Raw genomic sequence first — 22,273 nt, 5'->3', positions numbered from 1 at the left:
TCATCGGCGAACGGCTGGTGAACGTCGGACCGGGCTCGGGGACAGGCCGACCCGCCGCCGGGCATGCCGCGGCGCCGCCTCCCGAGCAGGGTGGGAGGCGGCGTCGGGGCGGGCCCGCGGCGCTAGCCGACGAGCCTGGACTCCCGGTCGTAGTTGCGACCGAGGAACTGCGGGACGAGGGCCCAGCGGAACGCGAAGACCATGACGAGCAGGGTCGCCACGTAGGGCAGCATCGACACGAACTGGTGGGGGATCGCCAAACCGGAGACCTGCGCCTTCTGGGCCATGACCTCCATCGCGGCGAAGAACAGCGACCCCAGGGCGATGAGCTGCGGGCGCCAGCCGCCGAAGAACGCCAGGGCGATGGCGAGCCAGCCGCGGCCGGCGACGATGCCGTCGGCGTAGACCCCGGAGAAGACCATCGGCAGGTAGGCGCCGCCAGTCGCCATCAGGGCGGCGCCGACGGTGCCCGCGACCATCCGGGTGCGGACGACGTCGATGCCGAGGCTGTCGGCGGCCTTGGGGTTCTCACCCACCGAGCGCAGCCGCATGCCGGCGTCGGTGCGGTACAGCCACCACCACAGCGCCACCGACATCGCGATCGCGAGGTAGACGAGGAGGTCCTGCCCGAGCAGCACCGCGGGCAACGGCTTGATGCGCGGCGGCTCGTCGTCACCGATGACGACGCGGTAGAGCAGGCTCGCCGTGCCGCCCGCGAGGAAGAACAGGGCCAGGCCGACGACGAACTGGTCCATCCGCAGGTAGGTCGTCGCCCAGGCCAGTACCGCGCCGAACACGGCTCCGGCCAGGCCCGCGACGACGAGGCCGACGGCGTTGGAGCCGACCGCCAGCGACACGAGGTAGCCCACGGCCGCACCGAGGAGCATGAGCCCCTCCTGCGACACGTTGAAGATGCCGGCGCGGCCGCTGAGCATCGTGCCCTGCGCGACGAAGAGGAACGGGACCATCGCGGTGATCGTCAGGGCGATGAACTCGGTCATGACGCCGCCTTCGCTCGGGAGCGTCGCATCCGGGTGACGACGACGTCGGACATGAGGATGAACAGCAGGATCAGGCCCTCGAGGATGAGGACGATCTCGACGGGCGCCCCCGAGACGCGCTGCATCGAGCCGGCGCCGACCTCGAGGACGGCGATCCCGAACGCCACGAACGGCACGGCCGTCAGCGACCCCCGGGCGATGAGCCCGATGATGATGCCGAGCAGCAGGAAGTTGCTCTGGATCCCCTCGAGCATCCGCTGGTGGACGCCCGCGACCTCGATGGCGCCGGCGAGACCACCGATGGCGCCCGCCACGACCATCGACATCACGGCGACGCGACCGGTGCGCACGCCGTGGAGGCGCGCCGCACGCTCGTTGAGGCCGACGGCCGTCAGCTCGAAGCCGGCGACGCTGCGGCGCGCGAGAACCGCTGCGGCAGCGGCCAGCAGGGCCACGAGGATGACACCCACGTGCATCGGGGGGCGGCCCAGCGTCGGCAGCACCGCGCCCTCGCCGATGGGGAGGGTCACCGCTCCGCCCGCGCCCGGGTCGGACCAGACGACCGACGCGAAGAAGTCGAGGATCTCGAACGACACGAAGTTCAGCAGGACCGTGGAGAGGATCTCGTTGACGTGGAAGCGCTGCATCAGCCAGGCCGAGATGCCGGCCCAGACCGCGCCGGCCGCGACGCCCGCGAGGATCGTCAGGGGCAGCAGCACGACGAGCGGCAGGTCCGACAGCGTGATGCCGACGGCCACCGAGCCGGTGGCGCCGAGGATCATCTGCCCCTCGCCACCGATGTTGAACCGGCCGGCGGCCAGGGGGATGGCGAAGGCGAGCGCCAGCAGGGTGAGCGGCACCCACTTCTGCAGGGTCTGGACCATGCCCGTGGGGTTGCGGAACGAGTTGGTGAGCACCGCGCGGAACGCCCGCACCGGGTCGTGGCCGAGCAGCACGATGACGACCGCGACGACCGCGAACGCCGCGAGGACCGCCAGCACGTAGGGCACCGCCGCGACGGCGGCGGTGCGGGCGCGGTCGGCCACGGTGGGCCGGGCGAGGACGGCGGTGCTCATGCACCCACTCCTGTCATGAGGCGGCCGAGCTCGTACGGGTCGGTGGCGCCGCGGGCGACGTCACCGACGAGCCGGCCGGAGTAGACGACCGAGACGCGGTCGGCCAGGGCGATGACCTCGTCGAGGTCCTCGGAGATGACGATGACGACGCAGCCCTCGGAGGCCGCCCGCCGCACGCGGTCGTAGACGAAGGCCGTGGAGGCGATGTCGAGGCCGCGGGTCGGGTTGTGCAGCAACAGGACCTTGGGCTGGTGTGCGAAGGCGCGGGCGAGGATGACGCGCTGGATGTTGCCGCCGGAGAGCTGGCCGCACGGCGTGGAGGCGCTCGGCGTCTTGACGCTGAACTCCTCGATGGCCGTCACGGCCTCGGCACGGGCCTCGCCCCAGTTGATGAGGCCGCCCCGCGCACGGCGCCGGTGCGAGCCCAGGACGAGGTTCTCGGTGATGCCGGCCCCGGGCAGGATGCCGTCGCGCTGGCGGTCCTCGGGGACGTAGACGACGCCGGCGTCGAGCCAGTCGGCGGTCGACCGGCCGGCGAGGTCGGTGCCGTCGAGCACGAACGAGCCTGCGGCGGAACGGCATCCGGTGAGGGCCTCGGCCAGCTCGACCTGTCCGTTGCCGGCCACGCCGGCGATGCCGAGGATCTCGCCGCGGCGCAGGGTGATCGACACGTCGTCGACGAGGGCGGGGCCGGTGGCGCCGCCGGGACCCTGGACCGTCAGGCCGCGGACGACGAGCCCCTCGGCCGCGTCGGCGTCCTCGGCGTCGGTGCCGGTGGCGTGGGGGGTGTCGATGGTGGCCTCGCCGACCTCGACCTCACCGAGGGCGAGCTTGACGGTGTCGTCGTCCGCGTCGGCGGCCGAGCCGACCATCCGGGAGGCGAGGTCGTCGGCGGTGGTCTGCGCGGCGTCGACCGTGGCGACCCACTGGCCGTCGCGCATGATCGTCATCGCGTCGCAGACGGCCATCGTCTCGCGGATCTTGTGGGTGATGAGGACGACCGACATCCCCTCGTCGACGATGGCGCGCATCGAGCCGAAGAGGTCGTCGACCTCCTGCGGCGTGAGGTTGGTCGTCGGCTCGTCGAGGACGAGGACCTTGGCGCCGCGGTAGAGCGCCTTGAGGATCTCGACTCGCTGGCGCACCCCGACGGGGAGGTCGGCGACGCGGGCGGTGGGGTCGACCGACAGGCCGAACCGGTCGGACAGCTCGCGCAGCCGCTCCACGACGTCGATGCCCTTGGTGGAGGTCCCGAGGACGACGTTCTCGGCCACGGTGAACACGTCGACCTGCAGGAAGGTCTGGTGCACCATGCCCACCCCGGCCGCGATGGCGTCGCGGGGCGAGGCGATGTCGACGGGCCGGCCCTCGATCTCGACCGTGCCGGCATCCGGGGCGTACAGCCCGTAGAGGACGTTCATCAGGGTCGTCTTGCCCGCGCCGTTGCCGCCGAGCAGGCCGTGGACCTGGCGCGGCGCGACCGTGAAGTCGACGCCGTCCAGGGCCACGACCGGCCCGAAGGTCTTGCGGATGCCGGACATCCGCAGGAGGGGGGCGGCCGCGGGGGCCGTCGTGTCGCTCATCGCCCGAGGTCAGCCGATCTTGGAGGTGTCGAGCGCGACCTTGATCTCGCCCGAGGTGACCTTCGCGACCGTCTCGTCGACGGCGGCCTTGACGTCGGCGGGGACCCCGTCGGACATCTGGATCTTCACGCCGGTGTCGAAGCCGAGGGGGTAGCGACCGGTCGTCGTGCCGGCCTTGATCTTGGCGAGGACGTCGGCCAGGGGCTGGGTGAAGTCGTACTCGAGCGAGCCGGCGTAGTGGCTGCCCGCGGCCTTGGACTTGTCGGTGTACTTGGCGGTGACCCAGCCGGAGCCCTCGGGCTTGCCCTCGAACGCCTGGAAGGTGCCGGTGGCGCCCTGGTTGAGCGAGCCGACGACGACGTCGGCGCCGCTGCCGATGAGCTGGGTGGCGAACTGCTGGGCCTTGGCCGCGTCGTTGAAGTCGCCGGTCCAGACGGGCTTGATGGTGGTGCCGGCGCCGGTGTCCTTCATCGCCTGCTCCATGGCGTGGACCTCGGCCATGGAGAACGGCAGCGACAGGCCGCCGACGTAGCCGACGGTGCCGGTCTTGCTCAGCTTGGAGGCGAACACCCCCATGCCGTAGAAGCCGATGTGGAACTGGCGGTCGATGGTCCACACGTTGGCCGGCAGGCCCTTGGCCTCACCGTCGTACTCGCCGATGAAGGCGACGTCGGGGTTGGCCTTGGCGATCTTCGCCGTCGCCTCGTAGAACTGCGAACCGTGGGTCCACACGACGTCGGCGCCGTCGCCGACGGCCTCGTTGAGGCGGGCCTCGATGTCGGGGACGGCCACCTTCTCGGTGAAGGAGATCTCGGCGCCGGACGTCTCGGCGGCCTTGAGGGCGGCCAGGCCGACGGCGTTGTAGTCGGCGTCGTTGGTGGGGCCGGAGAAGATCGCGGCGATCTTCACCTTGCCGTCGGTGGCGCCACCACCGCCGGCGGCGCCCTCCTCCTCGGAGCCACAGGCCCCCAGGAGGAAGAGCGGCAGGACGGCGGCTGCGGCGACGAGGCGGGTGGTCGTGCGGGTCATGGGCGCGCTCCTGGGAAGACTCGGGACCGCCGGATGCGGGGGGCCGGCTGGGTGATGTCCGTTGTCGTCGAGTGTGGGAACCGAGCCGCCGCGGATCGTTGTCGGCATCCGCCAGAAAGCCCCGATGACCTCGGCAGACTTTGCCCGGCGTGCTGTGGGAATTCGGTGTAACGGGAAGGGCCTGTGCCGCAACGCTGTTGGCTCCTGCCGACCGCACCGACGGTTGAGCCTTCAAGCACCACGGCCGATCGGTGCCCCAGCGACGTCAGGAGAGAACCATGCAGCAGCGCGCAGTCGGCGACCTTTCGGTCGGTGCCATCGGGCTCGGCGGGATGCCGATGTCCATCGAGGGACGCCCGGAGGAGTCCCGGTCGGTCTCCACCATCCACGCCGCCCTCGACGCCGGCGTCACGCTCGTCGACACCGCCGACGCGTACCACCGCGACGCGGCCGAGGTCGGCCACAACGAGGAGCTCATCGCGGGCGCGCTGCGCTCGTGGTCGGGCGACGCGTCCTCGGTCGTGATCGCCACCAAGGGCGGGCACCTGCGCCCCGGCGACGGCTCGTGGACCCAGAACGGCGACCCCGCGTACCTCAAGGAGGCCGCCCGGGCGTCGGCGAAGCGCCTCGGGGTCGAGGCCATCGGGCTCTACCAGTTCCACCGGCCCGACCCGTCGGTGCCGTACGCCGAGTCCGTCGGTGCGCTCGTCGAGCTGCTCGACGAGGGCGTCATCGAGCGGGCCGGCATCTCCAACGCGTCGGTCGCGCAGATCGACGAGGCGAACGAGGTGCTCGGCGGGCGGCTGGTGTCGGTGCAGAACCAGTTCTCGCCGGCGTTCCTGTCCAGCCGGGCCGAGCTCGAGCACTGCGCCGCCCTGGGGATCGCGTTCCTGCCGTGGAGCCCGCTCGGCGGCATCCGGCGTGCGGCCGACCTCGGGTCGACGCACGGTGCCTTCGCCGAGGTGGCCGCCCGCCACGGGGTCTCCCCGCAGCAGGTGGCCCTGGCGTGGGAGCTGTCCCTGGCGCCGGTCGTCGTGCCGATCCCCGGTGCGTCGCGGCCGGCCTCCATCGAGGACTCGGTGCAGGCGGCGTCGCTCGAGCTCTCCGCCGACGACCTCGCCACCCTCGAGGCCGCCCTGCACACCCCCTGAGCAGAGGTGGTGACGGCGTCGGCGGCGGGTGCCAGAGTGGTCGCGTGAGCGACTTCCGCGGCATCCCCGTCGACGCCCTCGACTTCTACGAGGACCTCGAGGCCGAGAACAGCCGCATGTGGTGGAAGGCCAACGAGGAGCGGTACGCGTCATCGGTCCGGGCGCCGATGGAGGCCCTCGCCGACCTGCTCGAGGACGAGTTCGGCCCCGCGAAGCTGTACCGCCCGCACCGCGACGTGCGGTTCAGCAAGGACACGTCGCCCTACAAGGACCACCAGGGCGCGCTCGCTGCGGCGACCCCCGGCATGGGCTACTACGTGCAGGTCGGCGCCGACGGCCTGCTCACCGGCGGCGGCTTCTACCCGACCGGGCCCGACCAGCTGCCGCGGTTCCGCGCGGCCGTCGACGCCCCGGCGTCCGGGCAGGCGCTGCAGGAGGTCGTCGACCGCCTCGTCGCCGAGGGTTTCGAGATGCGCGGCGACCGCGTGGCCACCCGCCCCCGCGGTGTCCCGGCCGACCACCCCCGCCTGGAGGTCCTGCGGCACAAGACGTTCTTCGCCGGGCGGCAGCACGGCGCCCCCGACTGGCTGGCCACCCCGGGCGCCGCCGACCGGGTGCGCGACGACTGGCGGGCCCTGCGCCCGCTCGTCGACTGGCTCACCGAGCACGTCGGCGCCACGACGGCCGCGCGCACCCGCTGACGCGTCACCCCCACGACCCCGCCACCAGAGGAGGACCCGATGACGACCACCCCCGACCGCAAGACCCACCCCCACGACGGCGACGTCGAGGCCTTCATCGGCCAGGTCGCCGACCCGAAGCGGCGGGCCGACGCCGAGGAGGTCCTCGACCTCATGCGCTCGATCTCCGGCGACGAGCCGCGCATGTGGGGCCCGACGATGGTCGGCTTCGGCACCCAGCCCTACACGACGGCCGACGGCAAGGACCGCGAGTCGTTCGCCATCGGTCTGGCGCCGCGCAAGGCAGCCCTCGTCCTCTATGGGCTCACGCTGTACGGCACCCATGCCGACCTCCTCGCCCGGCTGGGCCCGCACACCACCGGCAAGAGCTGCGTCTACGTCAAGCGGCTCGACGACCTCGACCGCGACGTCCTCACCGAGCTCGTCCGCCTGTCGTGGGAGGAGAACAACGGCCGCCCCTGCTGAGGCCGCCCTGTCGATGGGGGAGGATCGGGGGCGATGACGCTCACCGACCGCCTCACCGGCGCCACCTCCGCCGGCGCGGACGGCGCTCCCCTCGGTGCGGACGGCGCCTTCGACGTCTTCCTCGACTGGGCCGGTGAGAGGGGGTTCTCGCTCTACCCCGCACAGGAGGAAGCGGTCCTCGCCCTCGCCGGTGGCGCGCACGTCGTGCTCGCGACACCCACGGGCTCGGGCAAGTCGCTCGTGGCCGTCGCCGCGCACGCGCAGGCGCTGGCCGAGGGCCGGCGCAGCTGGTACACCGCGCCCATCAAGGCGCTGGTCAGCGAGAAGTTCTTCGCCCTCGTCGAGATCTTCGGCGGGTCGAACGTCGGCATGCTCACCGGTGACGCCGCCGTGAACCCCGGCGCCCCCATCATCTGCGCGACGGCCGAGGTGCTGGCCAACCACGCCCTGCGCGAACGCGAGCTCGCCGACGTCGGGCTCGTCGTCATGGACGAGTTCCACTTCTACACCGAGTCCGACCGCGGCTGGGCCTGGCAGGTGCCGCTGCTGCTCCTGCCCGAGACGCAGTTCCTCCTGATGTCGGCGACCCTCGGCGACACCACCGCCTTCGAGGAGGACCTGACCCGCCGCACCGGGCGCGAGACGGTGTCGGTGACGGGGACCGAGCGGCCGGTGCCGCTGGAGTTCGAGTGGGTGCTCACCCCGCTGCACGACACCCTCGAGCTGCTGCTGCGCGAGGGGCGGGCACCGGTCTACGTCGTGTCGTTCACCCAGGCCGCGGCGGTGGAGAACGCGCAGGCGCTGATGTCGGTCGACGTCGTGCCGAGCGAGCGCAAGGCCGCGATCAAGGACGTGGTGGGTGGCTTCCGCTTCGGCAAGGGGTTCGGGCAGACGCTGCGGCGGCTGGTCCTGCACGGCATCGGTGTGCACCACGCGGGGATGCTGCCCAAGTACCGGCGGCTCGTCGAGACGCTGGCGCAGGCCGGGCTGCTGGCCGTCATCTGCGGCACCGACACCCTGGGCGTCGGCATCAACGTGCCGATCCGCACCGTGCTGCTGACCTCGCTGACGAAGTACGACGGGCGCAAGCAGCGGGTGCTGCGGGCGCGTGAGTTCCACCAGATCTCCGGGCGCGCGGGCCGGGCCGGATTCGACACCGTGGGCTACGTCGTCGTCGAGGCGCCCGAGCACGTCATCGAGAACTCGAAGCTGCTCGCCAAGGCCGGCGACGACCCGAAGAAGCGCCGCAAGATCGTGCGACGCAAGCCACCCGAGGGCGTCCTGACGTACAGCGAGGCGACCTACGAGCGCCTCGTGTCGGCGGACCCCGAGCCCCTGCGCTCCCGGATGGTCGTCAACCACGCGATGGTCCTCAACGTCCTCGACCAGTGGGAGGGGCAGCAGGCCACGCTGCACACGCTGCTGCTCGACAACCACGAGGACGAGGCCCGCCGCGACGCCCTCGTCGAGCGCGCGGTGCAGGTGCTGGGGTCGCTGCTGCGGGCCGAGGTGGTCGAGCCCGACGACGGGTCGGACCGCGCGAGCTGGCTTCCGGCGCAGGAGGATCCGCCGGCCGGGGGTGCCTCTGACGCGGTACCTGATGGTGATGCGGCTCGCGCCGGCTCTCCCGCGTTTGAACGCCAGGGCGGCGATTCGGGCCAGGGGCGCCCGGATGTCGACGCCGCTGAGGCGGATGGACGCCATGGCGGCGAAGGGCTCGGAGCCCTCGGCCAGCTGCTGGCCGAGGCCGGGCTCACCACGATGCCCGAGGACACCGCGCCCTCCTCGGATGACGCCACTTCCGCCGCCTCCGCCGATGACGCCCCGGTCCGTGAGCGCGGGGTGCTCGAGCAGTTCCTGCGCGCCGAGGGCAAGCCCTACCCCGAGGGGCCGTTCCAGGTCGCCCTCGACCTCCACGACGGCTTCGCCCTCAACCAGCCGCTGTCGGCCTTCGCGCTGGCGGCGCTCGAGCTGCTCGACCCGGCGGCGCCGGGCTACACGCTCGACCTCGTCAGCGTCATCGAGGCGACCCTCGACGACCCGCGCCCCGTCCTCATGGCGCAGCGGTTCGAGGCGCGCGGTGAGGCCGTGGGCGCGATGAAGGCCGACGGGATGGAGTACGAGGAGCGGATGGAGGCCCTCGACGACGTCGGATGGCCGCGCCCCCTGGCCGAGGAGCTCGAGGGCGCGCTGCGGGTCTACCGGCAGACACACCCGTGGGTGGACCCGCGCGGGCTGTCGCCGAAGTCGGTGGTGCGCGAGATGTACGAGCGGGCGATGACGTTCGGGGAGTTCACCGCCCACCACAAGCTGGCCCGGGCCGAGGGCGTCGTCCTGCGCTACCTCACCGACGCCTACCGGGCGCTGCGCTCGACCGTCCCGACGTCGGCGCGCACCGAGGAGGTCGACGACCTCGTGGAGTGGCTCGGCGAGGTCGTGCGCCACACCGACTCCAGCCTGCTCGACGAGTGGGAGTCGCTGACCAACCCGAGCGACCTGCCAGCCGGTGAGGTGCGGCCGTCCTCGGAGAGCCGCGCCCTCTCGGCGAACCCGCGCGCCCTGCGGGTCATGGTGCGGCAGAGCATGTTCCGTCGCGTCGACCTGCTGGCCCTGCGGCGCTACGCCGCGCTCGCGGCCCTCGACGGCGGCCTCACCGAGGAGGAGTGGCAGGCGGCGGGGGCGGCCTACCTCGCCGAGTACGGGGAGCTGGGCACCGGGCCCTCGGCGCGCGGTCCCGGGCTGTTCCGGGTCAGCGAGGAGCCGGGCCTGTGGGTGGTCGAGCAGATCCTCGAGGACCCCGACGGCGACCACGACTGGCGGATCACCGCCGAGCTCGACCTCGCGGCCACCGACGAGGCGGGCGAGCTCGTCCTCGTCGTCACCGGCCTCGGCCCGGCGACCGCCTGACCCCCACGCCGCCGAGGGTCAGCGCAGGGACTTGCGCCAGCCGGCGGAGCGGGCGTCGGACTCCGAGCAGAACCAGCGCTCGCCCTTGCTCTCGCTGATCTTCGTGACGTCGTAGTACTGCTGCCCGGGCAGGTGGTAGATCTTCTCGCCGTCGCTCGCGATGTTGCCCTTGATGACGCAGCGCCCGGGTCCGCTCGCGGGCACCGGTGCGGCCTTCACGGGGGCGCGGCACCCGCTGCTCCAGATGCCCTTGCCGGCCCGGCGCGCGGCGGCCTGCGCGGCGCGGTAGTCGGCCTGGCCCGCGTACGCCCGGTCGTAGGTGTACTCCTCACCGAACCCGCCGGCGATGAGGACCTCGGCGACCTGGCGTCCGTCGGCGAGCTGCACGTGGCGCAGCAGCCGGCCGTACCGGTCGCGGTCGTCCTGGGTGCGGTCGCGGACGAGGCGGACCTTCGTGGACTGGACGAGGCTCTGCATCCTGCTGCTGGCCTGCTGGGCGTAGCACTCGCGCTGGGCGAGCTCGGGGGTGTCGATGCCGATGACGCGGACCCGCTCGGTCTCCCCGTTCACGCGCACCTTGATGGTGTCGCCGTCGACGACCCCGACGACCGGCACCAGCCCGGCCTGCGACGGCACGACGGGCTTCGCGGTCGGTCGGGGCTTCGGAGAGGCAGCCGGCGACGGGCTGGGGCTGGCCGAAGGACTGGCGCTCGCCCCGGGCGTGGCCGGTGCCGTGGCACTCGGACCGGGTGCGCCGGCGACCAAGGGCGCCGCGGTGCTCGCGGAGGTCGCCGAGCCGTCGACCGAACCGACCCCCGACCCGAGGGCGAGGACCCCGACCAGGCCGAGGACCCACACCATCGTGACGACGAGCCCGATCCCCGCGGCGACGGTCGCGACCACGAAGGTCAGCCCGCGTCCCGCGCCCCGCGGTCCGGGTGGTGCAGCAGCCACGTCGGTCCCCTCCTCGTCCTCGACGCGCCCGAGCGTAGGTGGCCATCCGGGGCAGCCGTGGCCGATTCGGCGAACCCGGAAGGGTCCCGTTCGCCGACGACGGTGTGCTTCCCCACAGGACGCAACCTCGTTTGCGTCACCAGAGCACGCAAACCTCGTTCGCGTCACCACGGGACGCAAACGAGGCGGCGCTCGGTTTGCGTCGTCAGGGGACGCACACCGTGGTCGCCGAAGGGGTACCTCTCACGGAGCCGGTGGCTGGGGCGTCACCACTAGCGTGGGCGGCATGGCGACGCTGCGGGACGGGACGGTCCACGACCTCCCGGGCGTCTACCGGGTCTGCCGGCTGACCGGCCTGGCCGGCCAGGACGCGAGCGCCGTCACCACCGACCCCGACCTGCTCGGCCACGTGTGGGCCGGCCACTACCTCCTCGCCCCCGGCGCCATCGCCCTCGTCGTGCAGGACGAGCAGGGCGTGGCCGGCTACTGCCTCGCCGCACCCGACACCGCCACCCACGAGGCCTGGGTCGAGGAGCGCTGGCTGCCACCCCTGCGCGCGCGCCACCCCCGCGGGACCGGCACCGGCCTCGACGCCACCCTCGTCGAGCACCTCCACGACCCGCCCCGCACGGATCTCACCCTCCTCGCCGACCACCCGGCCCACCTGCACATCGACCTCCTGCCCCGCCTCCAGGGCCGGGGCTGGGGACGCCGCCTCCTCGAGGACATGACCGCCCGCCTCGCCGCCGCGGGCGCGAGCGGCGTCCACCTCGGTGTCGACCACACCAACACCGGGGCGGTCGCCTTCTACGAGCGCCTCGGGTTCACCGAGCTCCGGCAGGTCCCGGGCACGCACCTGCTCGGCCGGCGCCTGACCTGACACCAGGACCAGAGCACCTCCCACGTTCGACAGCCGCCACCCCGCCGCAAGCCGCGATGCACCCGCGAACCACCGCGTCACCCACACTGTGCCCATGCGGCTCTCCGGTGCACACGTCCTGCTGACCGGAGCCACCGGGACGATCGGCTCCCGGCTCGCCACCGAGCTGGCGGCACGAGGCGCCCGGCTCACGCTCGTCGCCCGCACCGCGCCGGACCTCACCGCCCTCGCCGCGCCGCTCGGCGCCCACGCGCTCCCGGCCGACCTCACCGACACCGACCGCCTTCCCGACCTGCTCGCCGCGGCCGAGGACCACCACGGCCCGGTGGACGTCCTCGTCCACAACGCGGCGGCCGAGTCAGCGGCCCTCCTCACCGACGTCCGCGACGGTGAGGTGGCACGGACCGTCGCCCTCAACCTCGTCGCACCCCTCGAGCTCACCCGGCTCGTCCTGCCCTCGATGCTGCGCCGCGGGCACGGCCACGTCGTCGCGGTCTCCTCCCTCGCCGCGGTCGCCACCTTCCCCGGCCTCACGCTCTACGGCGCGACCAAGGCCGGGCTGTCCGCAGCGATGGCCGGCCTGCGCCTCGAGCTGCGCGGCACCGGCATCGGGACCACGACCGTCGAGCTGGGCCCGGTGGCCTCGCCGATGATGGAGCGGATCGCCACCGAGCCCACGTCCGCCGCCGCCTTCGGCCGGGCCCGCTCCCTCGGCGTCCTGCCGCTCCTCGACCCCGACGACGTCGCGACCGCCGTGGCCGAGGCCGTCGACGCCGACCGGCGCCACCTCACCCTCCCGCGCCGCGCGGCACCCCTGGCCGCCATGAGCCAGGCCCCACGATCCGTCGTGCGCCTCGCCCTGACCGGGCTGCGCCCGGCCCACCACGAGGCGGCCCGCGCATGACCCGCCCCTCGGTCCGCCGCAAGATCGCCGTCGCGAGCTGGACCGCCCCCACGGAGGGTCGCATCCACGCGCGCGCCGAGGTCGACGTCTCCGCCGTCCTCGCCCACGTCGAGGTCCTGCGCGAGGGGCACGACGTGCGCGTCACGCTGACCCACGTCATCGGCGCGGCCCTCGGTCGCGCCATGCGCGAGGTCCCCGAGGCGCGGGCGCGCGTCGTCCTCGGCCGGCTGCGCCCCATCGAGGACGTCTGCGTGTCGTTCGCCGTCGACATCGGCGACGGCCACGACCTCGCCCCGGTGCGCGTCCGCGATGCCGACCGGCTCACCACGGTGGAGGTGGCCAGGGCGGTGGAGGCCGGGGCCGCAGCCGTCCGCGCCGGCCAGGACCGCTCGTTCCGCCGGTCGACCTCGATCATGCGCGCGGTGCCGACGTGGGCGATGCGCCCCGTCGTGGGGGTCGCGAGCGTCGTCACCGGCGGCTTCGGGCGCGGCCTGCTCGGCCAGCCCGGCCGCCCCCTCGGCACGGCGTTCGTCTCGAACGTCGGCAGCCTCGGCCTCGAGGAGGCCTTCCTCGCGCCCGTGCCGTTCGCCCGGGTACCGGTCTACCTCGCCGTCGGCGCGGTCAAGGAGCGCCCGGTGGTCGTCGACCACCAGGTCGTGGTGCGCCCGACCTGCGTCCTCGTGGCCACGGCCGACCACCGCATCGTCGACGGCGCGCACGCCGGACAGCTCCAGCAGGCGCTGCTCGCCCACCTCGCCGACCCGGCCGGGATGGACGCCCCCGCCTGAGCGGACAGGCGCAGCGACCCGGCCGACCGGAGGTCAGGGAGCCGTGGTATCCATCTGCTGCGAGAGGTACTGCGGCAGGCCGACGCGCATGATCGCCTCGATCTGCGACTCGAACCAGTCGGCGTGCTTCTCCTCGTCGCGGGCCATCTCCTCGAAGATGGCGGCGCTCGCGTGGTCGCCGAGGTCGTGGCACTCCTGCGCCGAGGCGTTGAACTGGGCGACGGCCGCGATCTCGCTCTCGAGGGCGATGCGCAGCATCTCCTCGGCGTCCTCACCGATGCGGATGGCGTTGAGGCGCTGCACGTTCGGGTGGCCCTCGAAGAACAGGACCCGGTTGATGAGGGCGTCGGCGTCGCGCATCTCGTCGATCGACAGGTCGTAGAAGACCTTGCCGAGCTTGGGGAACCCCCAGTTGTCGAGCATCCGGGCGTGCAGGAAGTACGTGTTCGTGACGGTGAGCTCGAACGTCAGTGCGTCGTTCAGCAGCTCGACGACACGGGGGTCAACTGGCCTCATCGCGCAACTCCAGGTCCTCGACCGATCGGGGCGCTTCATGCTCGCACACCAGTCGACGGACGGAGAACACGCAGGCCCCGCAGTCGCGACCCGCCCCGGTCATCCGGCAGACCTGGCCCAGGGTGCGCGCGCCGGCGTCGACGGCAGCCGCGATGGCCGTGTCGTTGACGACGTGGCACTGGCAGACGATCACGGCTCCCCCTTCCGGGCGGTCGGGCCCGACGACGGGCGAGTAGGTGAGGCTTACCTAACCACATGTTCCCGGGAGAACACCAGCGGGAACCTGAGAAGGACCGCAGGTCGGAACACCCGGCCGATCCGGGCCGCCGAACGGCCGAGGGAGCCCGGTTTCCACCAGCGTCGCCGCAGGTCGACGGCCTGCGGATCCGGCGAGTACGCCGACACGGGTGTCGCGACGTCCCTATGCTCCGGGCATGACACGCAGGGTGCTCATCGCTGAGGACGACGGCGCCGTCGCCGCCCACCTCGAACAACAGCTGGCCGGCCTCGGGCACGACGTCGTCGTGGCCGCCTCCGGCGGCGAGGTCATCGGCCAGGTCCTGGCCGGAGGGATCGACGTCGTCGTCCTCGACCTCCCGGACAACGACCGGGTCCGCCGCGACCTCTCCGCCGCCGAGTTCGGGGGCGGGGTCGTCGTCATCGACACGGTCTGGGCCCCCGAGCACCTCGGCGGGGTCCGCCTCCCGCCCATCACGGGCGACGAGGGCGGCACGACCTCCGCAGCCGACGAGGGGGTCCCGGCCCTTCACCTCCACGACCTCGACCACGTCGGGGAGGCCGTCGAGCAGGTGCTCGAGCTGGCGCAGGCCGGGTCCGGGGTCGAGCGCGAGGAGCTCGATGTCGCGGCCACCGTCGCGTACGTGCTCTCCCGGTACGCCCCGGGCACCCACATGGCCGGCCCGACCACCGGTGGGGTGCAGGTCATCGTCGCCACGCTCGACCCCGTCGCGTTCGAGGAGTTCCTCGTCGCCGTGTCCGAGGTCGTCGGCGTGGGCAGCAGCGTCCGCCTCGAGCACGACGGCGGCAAGGTCGCCGTCGTCGTCACCGGCGCCCGCCGCGACCCCGCTGCGCTCGAGGCCGTGCGCACGTCCCTCGCCGTCCTCGGGGGCCGGCTCGTCCTCACCGACGAGCACGGCGAGGCCTTCTCCGCGCAGGTCCCGGTGGGGCTCAGCGCCTGGGAGTGACCCCGACTGATTGCGCTCCGTGCACCTCAAGAGGGGGGTGGAGCGTTCACCGAGCGCAATGAGTCGGCATGAAGAGGGGGAGGACGCAGAACGGCCCCCGGAGTGGTCTCCGGGGGCCGTTCATCCTCTGCTGTGCGCAAGGGGGGATTTGAACCCCCACGCCCTTTCGGACACTGGCACCTGAAGCCAGCGCGTCTGCCGTTCCGCCACTTGCGCGTGACGCTCGTCGTGAGCCGTAACAGTGTGCCTGATGCCGGGCCCGATCCACAAAAGCGCCCCCGCGCCGCCCACCCGACCCGCCTCACGACAGGGGCGGCGCCTCCGACCCGGAGAACCCGCCGCGGCGGTCGCGGTTGCCCCGCTGCCGCAGGTGGACCCCCGGGATGACGGGGGCCGGGATCCGCGCGACCTCTCCCTCGTACCCGGTGACCTGCCCGAACCGCGCGTCCGCCGACCCCGACGCCCCGGCCTCCCACGCCTCGCGCGCCGCGACGACCTCCTCGTGGCTGCGCCCGATGAAGTTCCACCACATGACGACCTCCTCGCCGAGCGGTGCCCCGCCGAGCACCAGCACCCGCGCGCCCTCGTCGGAGGACAACAGGACGGTCCCCGCGTGCGACCGGGCCTCCACCACGGCCAGCTCGGCCCGCGCCACGTCGGTGCCGTCGAGCGCCACGGACCCCGTGTCGACGAGCACCGACAGCTCGAACCCCTCCGGCACGGGCACCGACACCGCCGACCCGGGCTCGAGCACCACCTCGGCCCCCACGAGCGGCGACTCCACCCGCACCGGTGACGACGACCCGAACAGCGACCCCACGAACACCTGCGCCCGCACCCCGTCACCCACCGTCACCACGGGCGGAGCGAAGTGCTCGAACCGCGGCTCGACGTCGGCCACGGCCGCGGGCAGCACGAGCCACAGCTGCGCCCCGTGCAGCACGGTGGTCGCCGGCGTCGACACCTCCGAGTGCGAGATGCCGCGCCCGGCCGTCATGAGGTTGACCTCGCCGGGTCGCACCATGGCGTGGGTCCCCAGCGAGTCGCGGTGCTCGACCTCCCCGCTGAACAGCCACGACACCGTGGCGAGGCCGCAGTGCGGGTGCGGCGGCACGTCCATCCCGCCCGTGGCCCCGACGTCGTCGGGTCCGTAGTGGTCGACGAAGCACCAGGCCCCGACGAACGAGCGCTCCTTGGCCGGCAGGGTCCGCCGCACGGTCATCGCCCGCGGACCCCCCAAGGGCACGTCACGGGGCACGATCACCTGCAGGCCGACGTTCATCGGACCACGGTACGGTCCGTGCCGTTCAGGGCGCACCCGGCCGTCACGGATAGGCTGGTGAGGCCGTCCGTCCAGCCGAGCCACGTGAGGGAGGAGCCGCCATGGGTCTGTTCGACCGCCTCGAGGCCGGGCTCGAGCGTGCCGTCCAGGGCACCTTCGCCAAGCACCTGCGCTCCGCCGTGCACCCCGTGGAGATCGCGAGCAACATCCGCCGGGCGATGGACGACCGCGCCGTGACCTCGTCCGGCCGCGCCATCGTGCCCAACGTCTTCACCATCGAGCTCTCGCCCGGCGACTACGACCGCATCCACCCCGACCTCGCCCACGTCGAGATGGACCTCGTCGCCGCCGCCGAGGAGCACTGCGAGGGCCAGCGCTACACCCCCGCCGGGCCGATCGACATCATCTTCGAGGAGCACGACGACCTCGAGACGGGCGTGTTCCGCATCCGCCCCTCCAAGGCCAGCCGCCCCCGCGCCACCGGCCTCACCGGCCAGCAGCGCTCGATCCGCCCCGAGCACCGCCCCGCCGCCGATGACGACGCGCCGCCTCCCGCGCCGCCGTACCCCTCCCCGGGCTCCGCTGCGGCCGGTGCTGCAGCCGCCTCCGCGACCGCCGGACGCGCGGCCAGCCCGCCGCCGGCCCGCGACGACGTGCCCGCCCGCCCGCGCCCGGCCCGCAACAACCCCGCCGACCGCCCCTGGCTCGACGTCGACGGCGAGCGCTACCCGTTGATGGGCGCCATCACCGTCCTCGGGCGCGACGACGCGGCCGACATCATCCTCGACGACCCCGGCATCTCCCGCAGGCACAGCGAGCTGCGGGTCACCACCGACGGCCCGCACACCGTGACGACCATCCGCGACCTCGGCTCCACCAACGGCACCTACCTCAATGGTGAGCGCATCACGAGCGAGCACCTCCACGACGGCGACCGGGTCACGGTGGGGCGCACCTCCATCACCTTCCGGGCCGGGAAGAGGTGATCACGTGCTGAGCGAGCTGACCCTCACCGTGATGCGCCTCGGGCTCCTCGTGCTGCTCTGGGTGTTCGTCTTCGCCGTCGTCGGCGTGCTGCGCGGCGACCTCTACGGCACCCGCGTCAAGCGGCGCACCGCCGGGCCCGGCAACGAGCCCGCCCGGCGCCCCGTCACGCCGAAACCCTCACGCGCAGAGCGCAAGTCGAAGGGACGCGGGCCCACCAAGCTCGTCGTCACCGCCGGCCCGCTGTCCGGCACCACCCTGCCGCTGCGCCCGGCCGGCACCCTCATCGGCCGCAGCCCCGAGTGCGCCCTCGTCCTCGACGACGACTACGCCTCGGGCCGGCACGCGCGCATCTTCCAGGACGACGACGGCACCTGGAAGGTCGAGGACCTGCGCTCCACCAACGGGACCTTCCTCGGCGCGACCCGCCTCACCGAGCCCCGCGACGTCGCGGTCGGCAGCGTGCTGCGGATCGGCCAGACCGTCGTGGAGCTGCAGAGGTAACGGATGCCCTTCGCGTTCCACTACGCCGCACGCTCCGACGTCGGGATGGTCCGGTCCAACAACGAGGACTCGGGCTATGCCGGCCCGCACCTGCTCGCCATGGCCGACGGCATGGGCGGGCACGCCGGCGGTGACGTCGCGTCCTCCACGGTCATCGGTGCCCTCGTCGCCCTCGACGACGAGGCACTGAGCGGACGCGAGGTCAGCCAGGCCCTCCTCGACCGCATCCACGCCGCCAACGGCGAGCTCGGCGACCAGGTCCGCCAGGACCCGCGCCTCGACGGCATGGGCACCACGCTCATCGCCCTGCTCCGCTCGCGCGACAAGGTCGTCCTCGCCCACATCGGCGACTCACGGGCCTTCCTCGTCCGCGACGGCGAGGTCACCCAGATCACCAAGGACCACTCCTTCGTCCAGAACCTCGTCGACGAGGGCCGGATCAGCCAGCAGGACGCCCAGACCCACCCGCAGCGCTCGCTCGTCACGCGCGTCCTCACCGGCGACGACACCGACGAGCCCGACCTCGTCGTGCGCCAGGGCAAGATCGGCGACCGCTACCTCATCTGCTCCGACGGCCTGTCCGACTACGTCGCCCGCGACACCATCGACGAGGTCCTCGTGGGGGTCGCCGACCCCGGCGAGTGCGCCGACCGCCTCGTGGCCCTCGCCCTGCGCGCCGGCGCCCCCGACAACGTCACCGTCGTCGTGGGCGACCTCGTCGACCTCAACCGCAAGGGCGCACCCTCCACGGTCCCCGAGGTCGTGGGCGCCGCCGCCGCCCGACGCGGCGGCGGGGGCACCCGCCCCATCCCCACGACGCCCGCCGCCAAGGCGGCCGCGCTCACCAAGGCGGCCACGGGCGGAGGCGACGACGACCTCGACGACCACGTCACCCTGGCCGAGGAGGGGCCGCGCTCGCGCCGCACCCTCGTGCTGCGCCTGGCCGCGCTGCTCCTCGTCACCGGCGTCGTGCTCGCCGGCGGGTCCTACGCGGCGTACGCGTGGTCGCAGCAGCAGTACTACGTCGCGGCCAGCGACGGCATCGTCTCGGTCTTCCGCGGGGTCGACCAGACCCTCGGCCCCGTGGCGCTCTCCCACGAGGAGTACGCCACCACCATCGCCGTCGACGACCTCCCGCCGTCGTACCAGGAGAGCCTCGAGCGCGGCATCAGCGCCTCGAGCCGCACCGATGCCGACGCCCGCGTCTCCGACCTGCGCCTGCAGGCCGAGGCGTGCCGGTACGCCAAGGCCAACGGCGACACCTGCCAGACGGTGCCCTCCACCTGGACCCCGCCCACGACCACTCCCTCGCCGAGCCCGTCGCCCACCCTCAGCCCCAGCCCGTCCCCGTCACCGAGCGCGTCGAGCTCGCCCGCGGCCATCGCCCCGGGCGGCACCCGCACCCCGGTCACGCCGCTGCCCCCGACGACGCAGGCGCCGGTGACCTCATGACGGTCGTCTCCTCCTTCACCCCGAGCAAGGGCCGCAACGTCGAGCTCGGCCTCCTCGTCGGGGCCGTCGCCATCGTCCTGCTCGCCTACGTCAACATGGGCCTGGCCACCACCGGCACGGTGCCCCCGTCGCTCGTCGCCACCGGCGTCGGCTTCCTCGCGGTCACCATCGCCTTCCACCTCGTCCTGCGGTGGAAGGCCTCGTACGCCGACCCGCTGATGCTGCCGATCGTCACGCTGCTCAACGGTCTCGGGCTCGTGATGATCCACCGCCTCGACATCGCCAAGGGCGACTCCCTCACCGAGGGGGTGGCGCTGCGCCAGCTGATGTGGAGCGCGCTGGCCGTCGCGATCGCCGCCACGGTCCTCGTCCTCCTGCGCGACCACCGCATCCTGCGCCGCTACACCTACCTGTTCGGCGCGATCGGTTTCTTCCTCCTCGTCCTGCCGCTGTTCCCCATCATCGGGACGTCGATCTACGGGTCGCGGATCTGGATCCAGATGGGGCCGTTCTCGTTCCAGCCCGGTGAGGTCGCCAAGCTGGCCCTGGCGGTGTTCTTCGCCGGGTACCTCGTGCAGACCCGCGACGCGCTGTCGGTCGCCGGGCGCAAGATCCTCGGCCTCACCCTGCCGCGCGGTCGCGACCTCGGCCCGATCCTCGGCGCCTGGCTGGCCAGCCTCGCGGTGCTGGTGTTCGAGCGCGACCTCGGCTCCTCGCTGCTGTTCTTCGGCCTGTTCGTCGCGATGCTCTACGTCGCCACCGAGCGGGTGTCGTGGATCGTCATCGGTCTGAGCCTGTTCTGCGCCGGCGCGTACGTCGCGTTCCTCATCTTCGGCCACGTCCAGACGCGCGTGCTGCTCTGGCTCGACACCTTCAGCCCCGAGGCCCTCGCCCAGTCCGACCAGCTCGCCAAGGGCCTGATGGGGATGGCGTCCGGGGGGATGTTCGGCACCGGCCTGGGTCGAGGCCGTCCCGACCTCACCTACTTCGCCGAGTCCGACTTCATCGTCCCGAGCTTCGGCGAGGAGATCGGCCTCATCGGGCTGTTCGCCGTGCTCGTCCTGTACGCCCTGCTCGTCCAGCGCGGGCTGCGGACCTCGCTGGGCACCCGCGACGGCTTCGGCAAGCTCCTCGCCGCCGGCCTGTCGTTCTCGATGGCGCTGCAGTGCTTCGTCGTCGTCGGCGGCGTCACGCGCGTCATCCCCCTCACCGGCCTGACCATGCCGTTCCTGTCGTCGGGCGGCTCCTCCCTCCTCGCGAACTGGACCCTCGTCGCCATCCTGCTGCGCATCTCCGACCACGCCCGCCGACCGCTGCCCGACACCGCCGGCCCCAGCCCGGTCGCCGAGGCGCGCACCGAGGTCGTGAGGCTGCGATGAACGCCCCCGTCCGCCGCCTGTCGATGGTCGTCGCCGCGCTGTTCGCGTCGCTGCTCGTGTCGACCACGCTCATCCAGTACGTCTTCGCCGCCGACCTCAATGCGCGCCCCGACAACCGCCGCACCCTGCTGTCCACCTACGCCCGCGAGCGCGGCGAGATCCTCGTGGGCCAGGAGCCGGTCGCGAAGTCGGTGGCCAGCGACGACGAGTACAAGTTCCAGCGCGTCTACGACCAGGCCGAGCTCTACGCCCACGTCACCGGCTACTACTCGTTCTACGGCTCCAACGGCGGTCTCGAGCAGGCCGAGAACCCGTTCCTGTCGGGGTCGAGCGACAAGCTGTTCTACCGCCGCGTCTCCGACCTGTTCACCGGCCGCCGGGCCCAGGGCGCCACCATCGAGACGACCCTCGACCCCAAGGTCCAGAAGGCCGCCGCCGACGCGATGAAGGGCATCCGCGGCGCCGCCGTGGCCCTCGACCCCAAGACCGGCGCGATCCTGGCGATGGTGAGCCAGCCGACCTTCGACCCCAACCGCCTCGCCGGGCACGACCTCAGCGCGGTGACGAAGAACTACGACGCCCTCAACAAGGACGCCTCGCGCCCGCTGCTCAACCGGGTCATCGCGGGCGACCAGTACCCGCCCGGCTCGGTGTTCAAGGTCGTCACCGCCGCCGCGGCCCTGTCCAGCGGCGACTACACCGAGGACTCCACGCTCCCCGGCCCCGCCGAGCTCGACCTCCCGCAGACCACGAACACCCTGCCCAACGCGTTCGACGGCGCGTGCGGGCCGAACGACAAGGTGTCCTTCACCCGGGCCCTGGCCATCTCGTGCAACACCGCCTTCGCCAGCGTCGGGCTGGAGATCGGCGCCGACGCGCTGCGGGCCCAGGCCGCCAAGTTCGGCTTCGGCGACGCGCTCTCCATCCCGATGCGGGTCACCCCCAGCTCGGTGCCCGCCGAGCTCGACCAGCCGCAGCTCGCCTACGCCTCCATCGGCCAGTACGACGTGCGCGTCACCCCACTGCAGATGGCGATGGTCGCGGCGGGTGTCGGCAACGACGGCGTCGTGATGAAGCCCTACCTCGTCCAGTCGGTCATCGGCTCGGACCTGTCGGTCATCGAGTCCACCGACCCCAGCGAGCTCTCACAGGCGGTCACGCCCGACGTCGCCGCGCAGCTGCAGCGGATGATGGTCGAGGTCGTCGACAACGGCTCCGGCGAGCGGGCCGCCATCCCGGGCGTCAAGGTCGCCGGCAAGACCGGCACCGCGCAGCACGGCGAGGGGCGCAAGGCGCACGCCTGGTTCATCTCCTTCGCCCCGGCCGACGACCCGCAGATCGCCGTCGCGGTCATCGCCGAGGACGGCGGCGTCGCCGGCAGCGAAGCCGGCGGTGGCCGGGTGGCCGCCCCCATCGCCAAGGCGATGATGGAGGCGAGGCTCGACCGATGACCCCTTCCACCACGACGGAGGCGCCGACGGCGCCCGAACCGACGACGGGCCGGACCGGTCC

General features: G+C 72.9%; 21 protein-coding genes and 1 tRNA gene. 13 read left to right on the top strand and 9 right to left on the bottom strand.

The window, feature by feature from the left end; all coding sequences use genetic code 11:
- Window positions 1-122 precede the first annotated feature (122 nt).
- The 4 genes from ACFLFB_RS00785 to ACFLFB_RS00770 are packed head-to-tail and all read right to left on the bottom strand — an operon-like array spanning window position 123 to window position 4,689.
- Window positions 123-1,001, bottom strand: coding sequence for an ABC transporter permease (locus ACFLFB_RS00785; protein WP_392543799.1), 879 nt, complete (start codon window positions 999-1,001; stop codon window positions 123-125).
- Window positions 998-2,077 carry an ABC transporter permease gene (locus ACFLFB_RS00780; RefSeq protein WP_392543798.1) on the bottom strand — a complete coding sequence of 360 codons (1,080 nt, stop codon included), beginning with the start codon at window positions 2,075-2,077 and terminating at the stop codon, window positions 998-1,000. Before ACFLFB_RS00780 ends, ACFLFB_RS00785 begins: the two co-directional genes overlap by 4 nt.
- A complete protein-coding gene (locus ACFLFB_RS00775; RefSeq protein WP_392543797.1) occupies window positions 2,074-3,660 on the bottom strand; it encodes an ABC transporter ATP-binding protein in 1,587 nt (528 codons plus the stop codon). The genes ACFLFB_RS00780 and ACFLFB_RS00775 overlap by 4 nt, the downstream gene beginning before the upstream one ends.
- 9 nt (window positions 3,661-3,669) lie before the next feature.
- Window positions 3,670-4,689: a BMP family ABC transporter substrate-binding protein gene (locus ACFLFB_RS00770; protein WP_392543796.1), complete on the bottom strand. Its 1,020-nt coding sequence runs from the start codon at window positions 4,687-4,689 to the stop codon at window positions 3,670-3,672.
- A gap of 278 nt (window positions 4,690-4,967) precedes the next feature.
- Here ACFLFB_RS00770 and ACFLFB_RS00765 point away from each other — a divergent pair, with 278 nt between their 5' ends.
- Genes ACFLFB_RS00765 through ACFLFB_RS00750 form a run of 4 tightly spaced genes read left to right on the top strand, consistent with a single transcriptional unit; the run spans window position 4,968 to window position 9,913 of the window.
- Window positions 4,968-5,840, top strand: coding sequence for an aldo/keto reductase (locus tag ACFLFB_RS00765; protein WP_392543795.1), 873 nt, complete (start codon window positions 4,968-4,970; stop codon window positions 5,838-5,840).
- A 44-nt stretch (window positions 5,841-5,884) separates the two neighbouring features.
- Window positions 5,885-6,541 (top strand): DUF2461 domain-containing protein, encoded by a 657-nt coding sequence (locus tag ACFLFB_RS00760; RefSeq protein ID WP_392543794.1) that lies wholly within the window; start codon window positions 5,885-5,887, stop codon window positions 6,539-6,541.
- Between the two features lie 39 nt (window positions 6,542-6,580).
- Entirely contained in the window at window positions 6,581-7,006 is a 426-nt protein-coding gene (locus ACFLFB_RS00755; protein ID WP_392543793.1) for a DUF1801 domain-containing protein, read from the top strand.
- Window positions 7,007-7,039: 33 nt separating this feature from the next.
- Window positions 7,040-9,913, top strand: coding sequence for a DEAD/DEAH box helicase (locus tag ACFLFB_RS00750; protein WP_392543792.1), 2,874 nt, complete (start codon window positions 7,040-7,042; stop codon window positions 9,911-9,913).
- 18 nt (window positions 9,914-9,931) lie between these two features.
- On the opposite strand, the gene ACFLFB_RS00745 is transcribed toward ACFLFB_RS00750, so the two are convergent.
- Window positions 9,932-10,867 carry a thermonuclease family protein gene (locus tag ACFLFB_RS00745; protein ID WP_392543791.1) on the bottom strand — a complete coding sequence of 312 codons (936 nt, stop codon included), beginning with the start codon at window positions 10,865-10,867 and terminating at the stop codon, window positions 9,932-9,934.
- 286 nt (window positions 10,868-11,153) lie between these two features.
- Between ACFLFB_RS00745 and ACFLFB_RS00740 the strand changes: the two genes are divergently transcribed.
- The 3 genes from ACFLFB_RS00740 (at window position 11,154) to ACFLFB_RS00730 (ending at window position 13,439) form a co-directional block, all read left to right on the top strand.
- On the top strand, window positions 11,154-11,747 hold the full coding sequence (locus ACFLFB_RS00740; RefSeq protein WP_392543790.1) for a GNAT family N-acetyltransferase: 594 nt from the start codon (window positions 11,154-11,156) through the stop codon (window positions 11,745-11,747).
- A gap of 94 nt (window positions 11,748-11,841) precedes the next feature.
- The gene (locus ACFLFB_RS00735) at window positions 11,842-12,651 is read left to right on the top strand and encodes an SDR family NAD(P)-dependent oxidoreductase (protein WP_392543789.1); all 810 of its coding nucleotides are present in this window, start codon (window positions 11,842-11,844) and stop codon (window positions 12,649-12,651) included.
- On the top strand, window positions 12,648-13,439 hold the full coding sequence (locus ACFLFB_RS00730) for a 2-oxo acid dehydrogenase subunit E2 (protein ID WP_392543788.1): 792 nt from the start codon (window positions 12,648-12,650) through the stop codon (window positions 13,437-13,439). Before ACFLFB_RS00735 ends, ACFLFB_RS00730 begins: the two co-directional genes overlap by 4 nt.
- Before the next feature lie 33 nt (window positions 13,440-13,472).
- Here ACFLFB_RS00730 and bfr read toward each other — a convergent pair whose 3' ends face one another.
- Entirely contained in the window at window positions 13,473-13,955 is a 483-nt protein-coding gene (gene bfr, locus ACFLFB_RS00725; protein WP_392543787.1) for a bacterioferritin, read from the bottom strand.
- Window positions 13,942-14,148 (bottom strand): bacterioferritin-associated ferredoxin, encoded by a 207-nt coding sequence (locus ACFLFB_RS00720; protein WP_392543786.1) that lies wholly within the window; start codon window positions 14,146-14,148, stop codon window positions 13,942-13,944. The genes bfr and ACFLFB_RS00720 overlap by 14 nt, the downstream gene beginning before the upstream one ends.
- 241 nt (window positions 14,149-14,389) lie before the next feature.
- Between ACFLFB_RS00720 and ACFLFB_RS00715 the strand changes: the two genes are divergently transcribed.
- Complete coding sequence (locus tag ACFLFB_RS00715) at window positions 14,390-15,160, top strand: hypothetical protein (RefSeq protein ID WP_392543785.1); 771 nt, start codon at window positions 14,390-14,392, stop codon at window positions 15,158-15,160.
- A gap of 133 nt (window positions 15,161-15,293) precedes the next feature.
- Here the strand turns inward: ACFLFB_RS00715 and ACFLFB_RS00710 are convergent.
- A tRNA-Leu gene (locus tag ACFLFB_RS00710) sits at window positions 15,294-15,376 on the bottom strand.
- A gap of 85 nt (window positions 15,377-15,461) precedes the next feature.
- A complete protein-coding gene (locus tag ACFLFB_RS00705) occupies window positions 15,462-16,442 on the bottom strand; it encodes a pirin family protein (RefSeq protein ID WP_392543784.1) in 981 nt (326 codons plus the stop codon).
- 101 nt (window positions 16,443-16,543) lie between these two features.
- On the opposite strand from ACFLFB_RS00705, the gene ACFLFB_RS00700 reads away from it, so the two are divergent.
- From ACFLFB_RS00700 to ACFLFB_RS00680, 5 genes are read left to right on the top strand one after another with little or no spacing between them, the layout of a single operon-like run.
- A complete protein-coding gene (locus tag ACFLFB_RS00700; protein WP_392543783.1) occupies window positions 16,544-17,428 on the top strand; it encodes an FhaA domain-containing protein in 885 nt (294 codons plus the stop codon).
- Window positions 17,429-17,435: 7 nt separating this feature from the next.
- Window positions 17,436-17,930 carry an FHA domain-containing protein gene (locus tag ACFLFB_RS00695; protein ID WP_392545454.1) on the top strand — a complete coding sequence of 165 codons (495 nt, stop codon included), beginning with the start codon at window positions 17,436-17,438 and terminating at the stop codon, window positions 17,928-17,930.
- 3 nt (window positions 17,931-17,933) lie between these two features.
- A complete protein-coding gene (locus ACFLFB_RS00690) occupies window positions 17,934-19,382 on the top strand; it encodes a PP2C family protein-serine/threonine phosphatase (RefSeq protein WP_392543782.1) in 1,449 nt (482 codons plus the stop codon).
- The gene (locus tag ACFLFB_RS00685) at window positions 19,379-20,761 is read left to right on the top strand and encodes an FtsW/RodA/SpoVE family cell cycle protein (protein WP_392543781.1); all 1,383 of its coding nucleotides are present in this window, start codon (window positions 19,379-19,381) and stop codon (window positions 20,759-20,761) included. Before ACFLFB_RS00690 ends, ACFLFB_RS00685 begins: the two co-directional genes overlap by 4 nt.
- Window positions 20,758-22,212 carry a peptidoglycan D,D-transpeptidase FtsI family protein gene (locus ACFLFB_RS00680; protein ID WP_392543780.1) on the top strand — a complete coding sequence of 485 codons (1,455 nt, stop codon included), beginning with the start codon at window positions 20,758-20,760 and terminating at the stop codon, window positions 22,210-22,212. Before ACFLFB_RS00685 ends, ACFLFB_RS00680 begins: the two co-directional genes overlap by 4 nt.
- Window positions 22,213-22,273: the final 61 nt, after the last annotated feature.

Origin of the sequence: Oryzobacter telluris (genome assembly GCF_043099285.1) — a bacterium.
Classification (GTDB): domain Bacteria; phylum Actinomycetota; class Actinomycetes; order Actinomycetales; family Dermatophilaceae; genus Oryzobacter; species Oryzobacter telluris.
The sequence above is the reverse complement of the archived record's forward strand: the minus strand, read 5'-3'. Positions and strand labels throughout refer to the sequence as shown.

What these genes read in the sequence shown, in the direction of transcription:
- ACFLFB_RS00785 (WP_392543799.1), bottom strand. Translation starts at nt 1,001, where the DNA reads ATGACCGAGTTCATCGCCCTGACGATCACCGCGATGGTCCCGTTCCTC.
- ACFLFB_RS00780 (WP_392543798.1), bottom strand. Translation starts at nt 2,077, where the DNA reads ATGAGCACCGCCGTCCTCGCCCGGCCCACCGTGGCCGACCGCGCCCGC.
- ACFLFB_RS00775 (WP_392543797.1), bottom strand. Translation starts at nt 3,660, where the DNA reads ATGAGCGACACGACGGCCCCCGCGGCCGCCCCCCTCCTGCGGATGTCC.
- ACFLFB_RS00770 (WP_392543796.1), bottom strand. Translation starts at nt 4,689, where the DNA reads ATGACCCGCACGACCACCCGCCTCGTCGCCGCAGCCGCCGTCCTGCCG.
- ACFLFB_RS00765 (WP_392543795.1), top strand. Translation starts at nt 4,968, where the DNA reads ATGCAGCAGCGCGCAGTCGGCGACCTTTCGGTCGGTGCCATCGGGCTC.
- ACFLFB_RS00755 (WP_392543793.1), top strand. Translation starts at nt 6,581, where the DNA reads ATGACGACCACCCCCGACCGCAAGACCCACCCCCACGACGGCGACGTC.
- ACFLFB_RS00750 (WP_392543792.1), top strand. Translation starts at nt 7,040, where the DNA reads ATGACGCTCACCGACCGCCTCACCGGCGCCACCTCCGCCGGCGCGGAC.
- ACFLFB_RS00740 (WP_392543790.1), top strand. Translation starts at nt 11,154, where the DNA reads ATGGCGACGCTGCGGGACGGGACGGTCCACGACCTCCCGGGCGTCTAC.
- ACFLFB_RS00735 (WP_392543789.1), top strand. Translation starts at nt 11,842, where the DNA reads ATGCGGCTCTCCGGTGCACACGTCCTGCTGACCGGAGCCACCGGGACG.
- ACFLFB_RS00730 (WP_392543788.1), top strand. Translation starts at nt 12,648, where the DNA reads ATGACCCGCCCCTCGGTCCGCCGCAAGATCGCCGTCGCGAGCTGGACC.
- bfr (WP_392543787.1), bottom strand. Translation starts at nt 13,955, where the DNA reads ATGAGGCCAGTTGACCCCCGTGTCGTCGAGCTGCTGAACGACGCACTG.
- ACFLFB_RS00715 (WP_392543785.1), top strand. Translation starts at nt 14,390, where the DNA reads ATGACACGCAGGGTGCTCATCGCTGAGGACGACGGCGCCGTCGCCGCC.
- ACFLFB_RS00705 (WP_392543784.1), bottom strand. Translation starts at nt 16,442, where the DNA reads ATGAACGTCGGCCTGCAGGTGATCGTGCCCCGTGACGTGCCCTTGGGG.
- ACFLFB_RS00700 (WP_392543783.1), top strand. Translation starts at nt 16,544, where the DNA reads ATGGGTCTGTTCGACCGCCTCGAGGCCGGGCTCGAGCGTGCCGTCCAG.
- ACFLFB_RS00690 (WP_392543782.1), top strand. Translation starts at nt 17,934, where the DNA reads ATGCCCTTCGCGTTCCACTACGCCGCACGCTCCGACGTCGGGATGGTC.
- ACFLFB_RS00685 (WP_392543781.1), top strand. Translation starts at nt 19,379, where the DNA reads ATGACGGTCGTCTCCTCCTTCACCCCGAGCAAGGGCCGCAACGTCGAG.
- ACFLFB_RS00680 (WP_392543780.1), top strand. Translation starts at nt 20,758, where the DNA reads ATGAACGCCCCCGTCCGCCGCCTGTCGATGGTCGTCGCCGCGCTGTTC.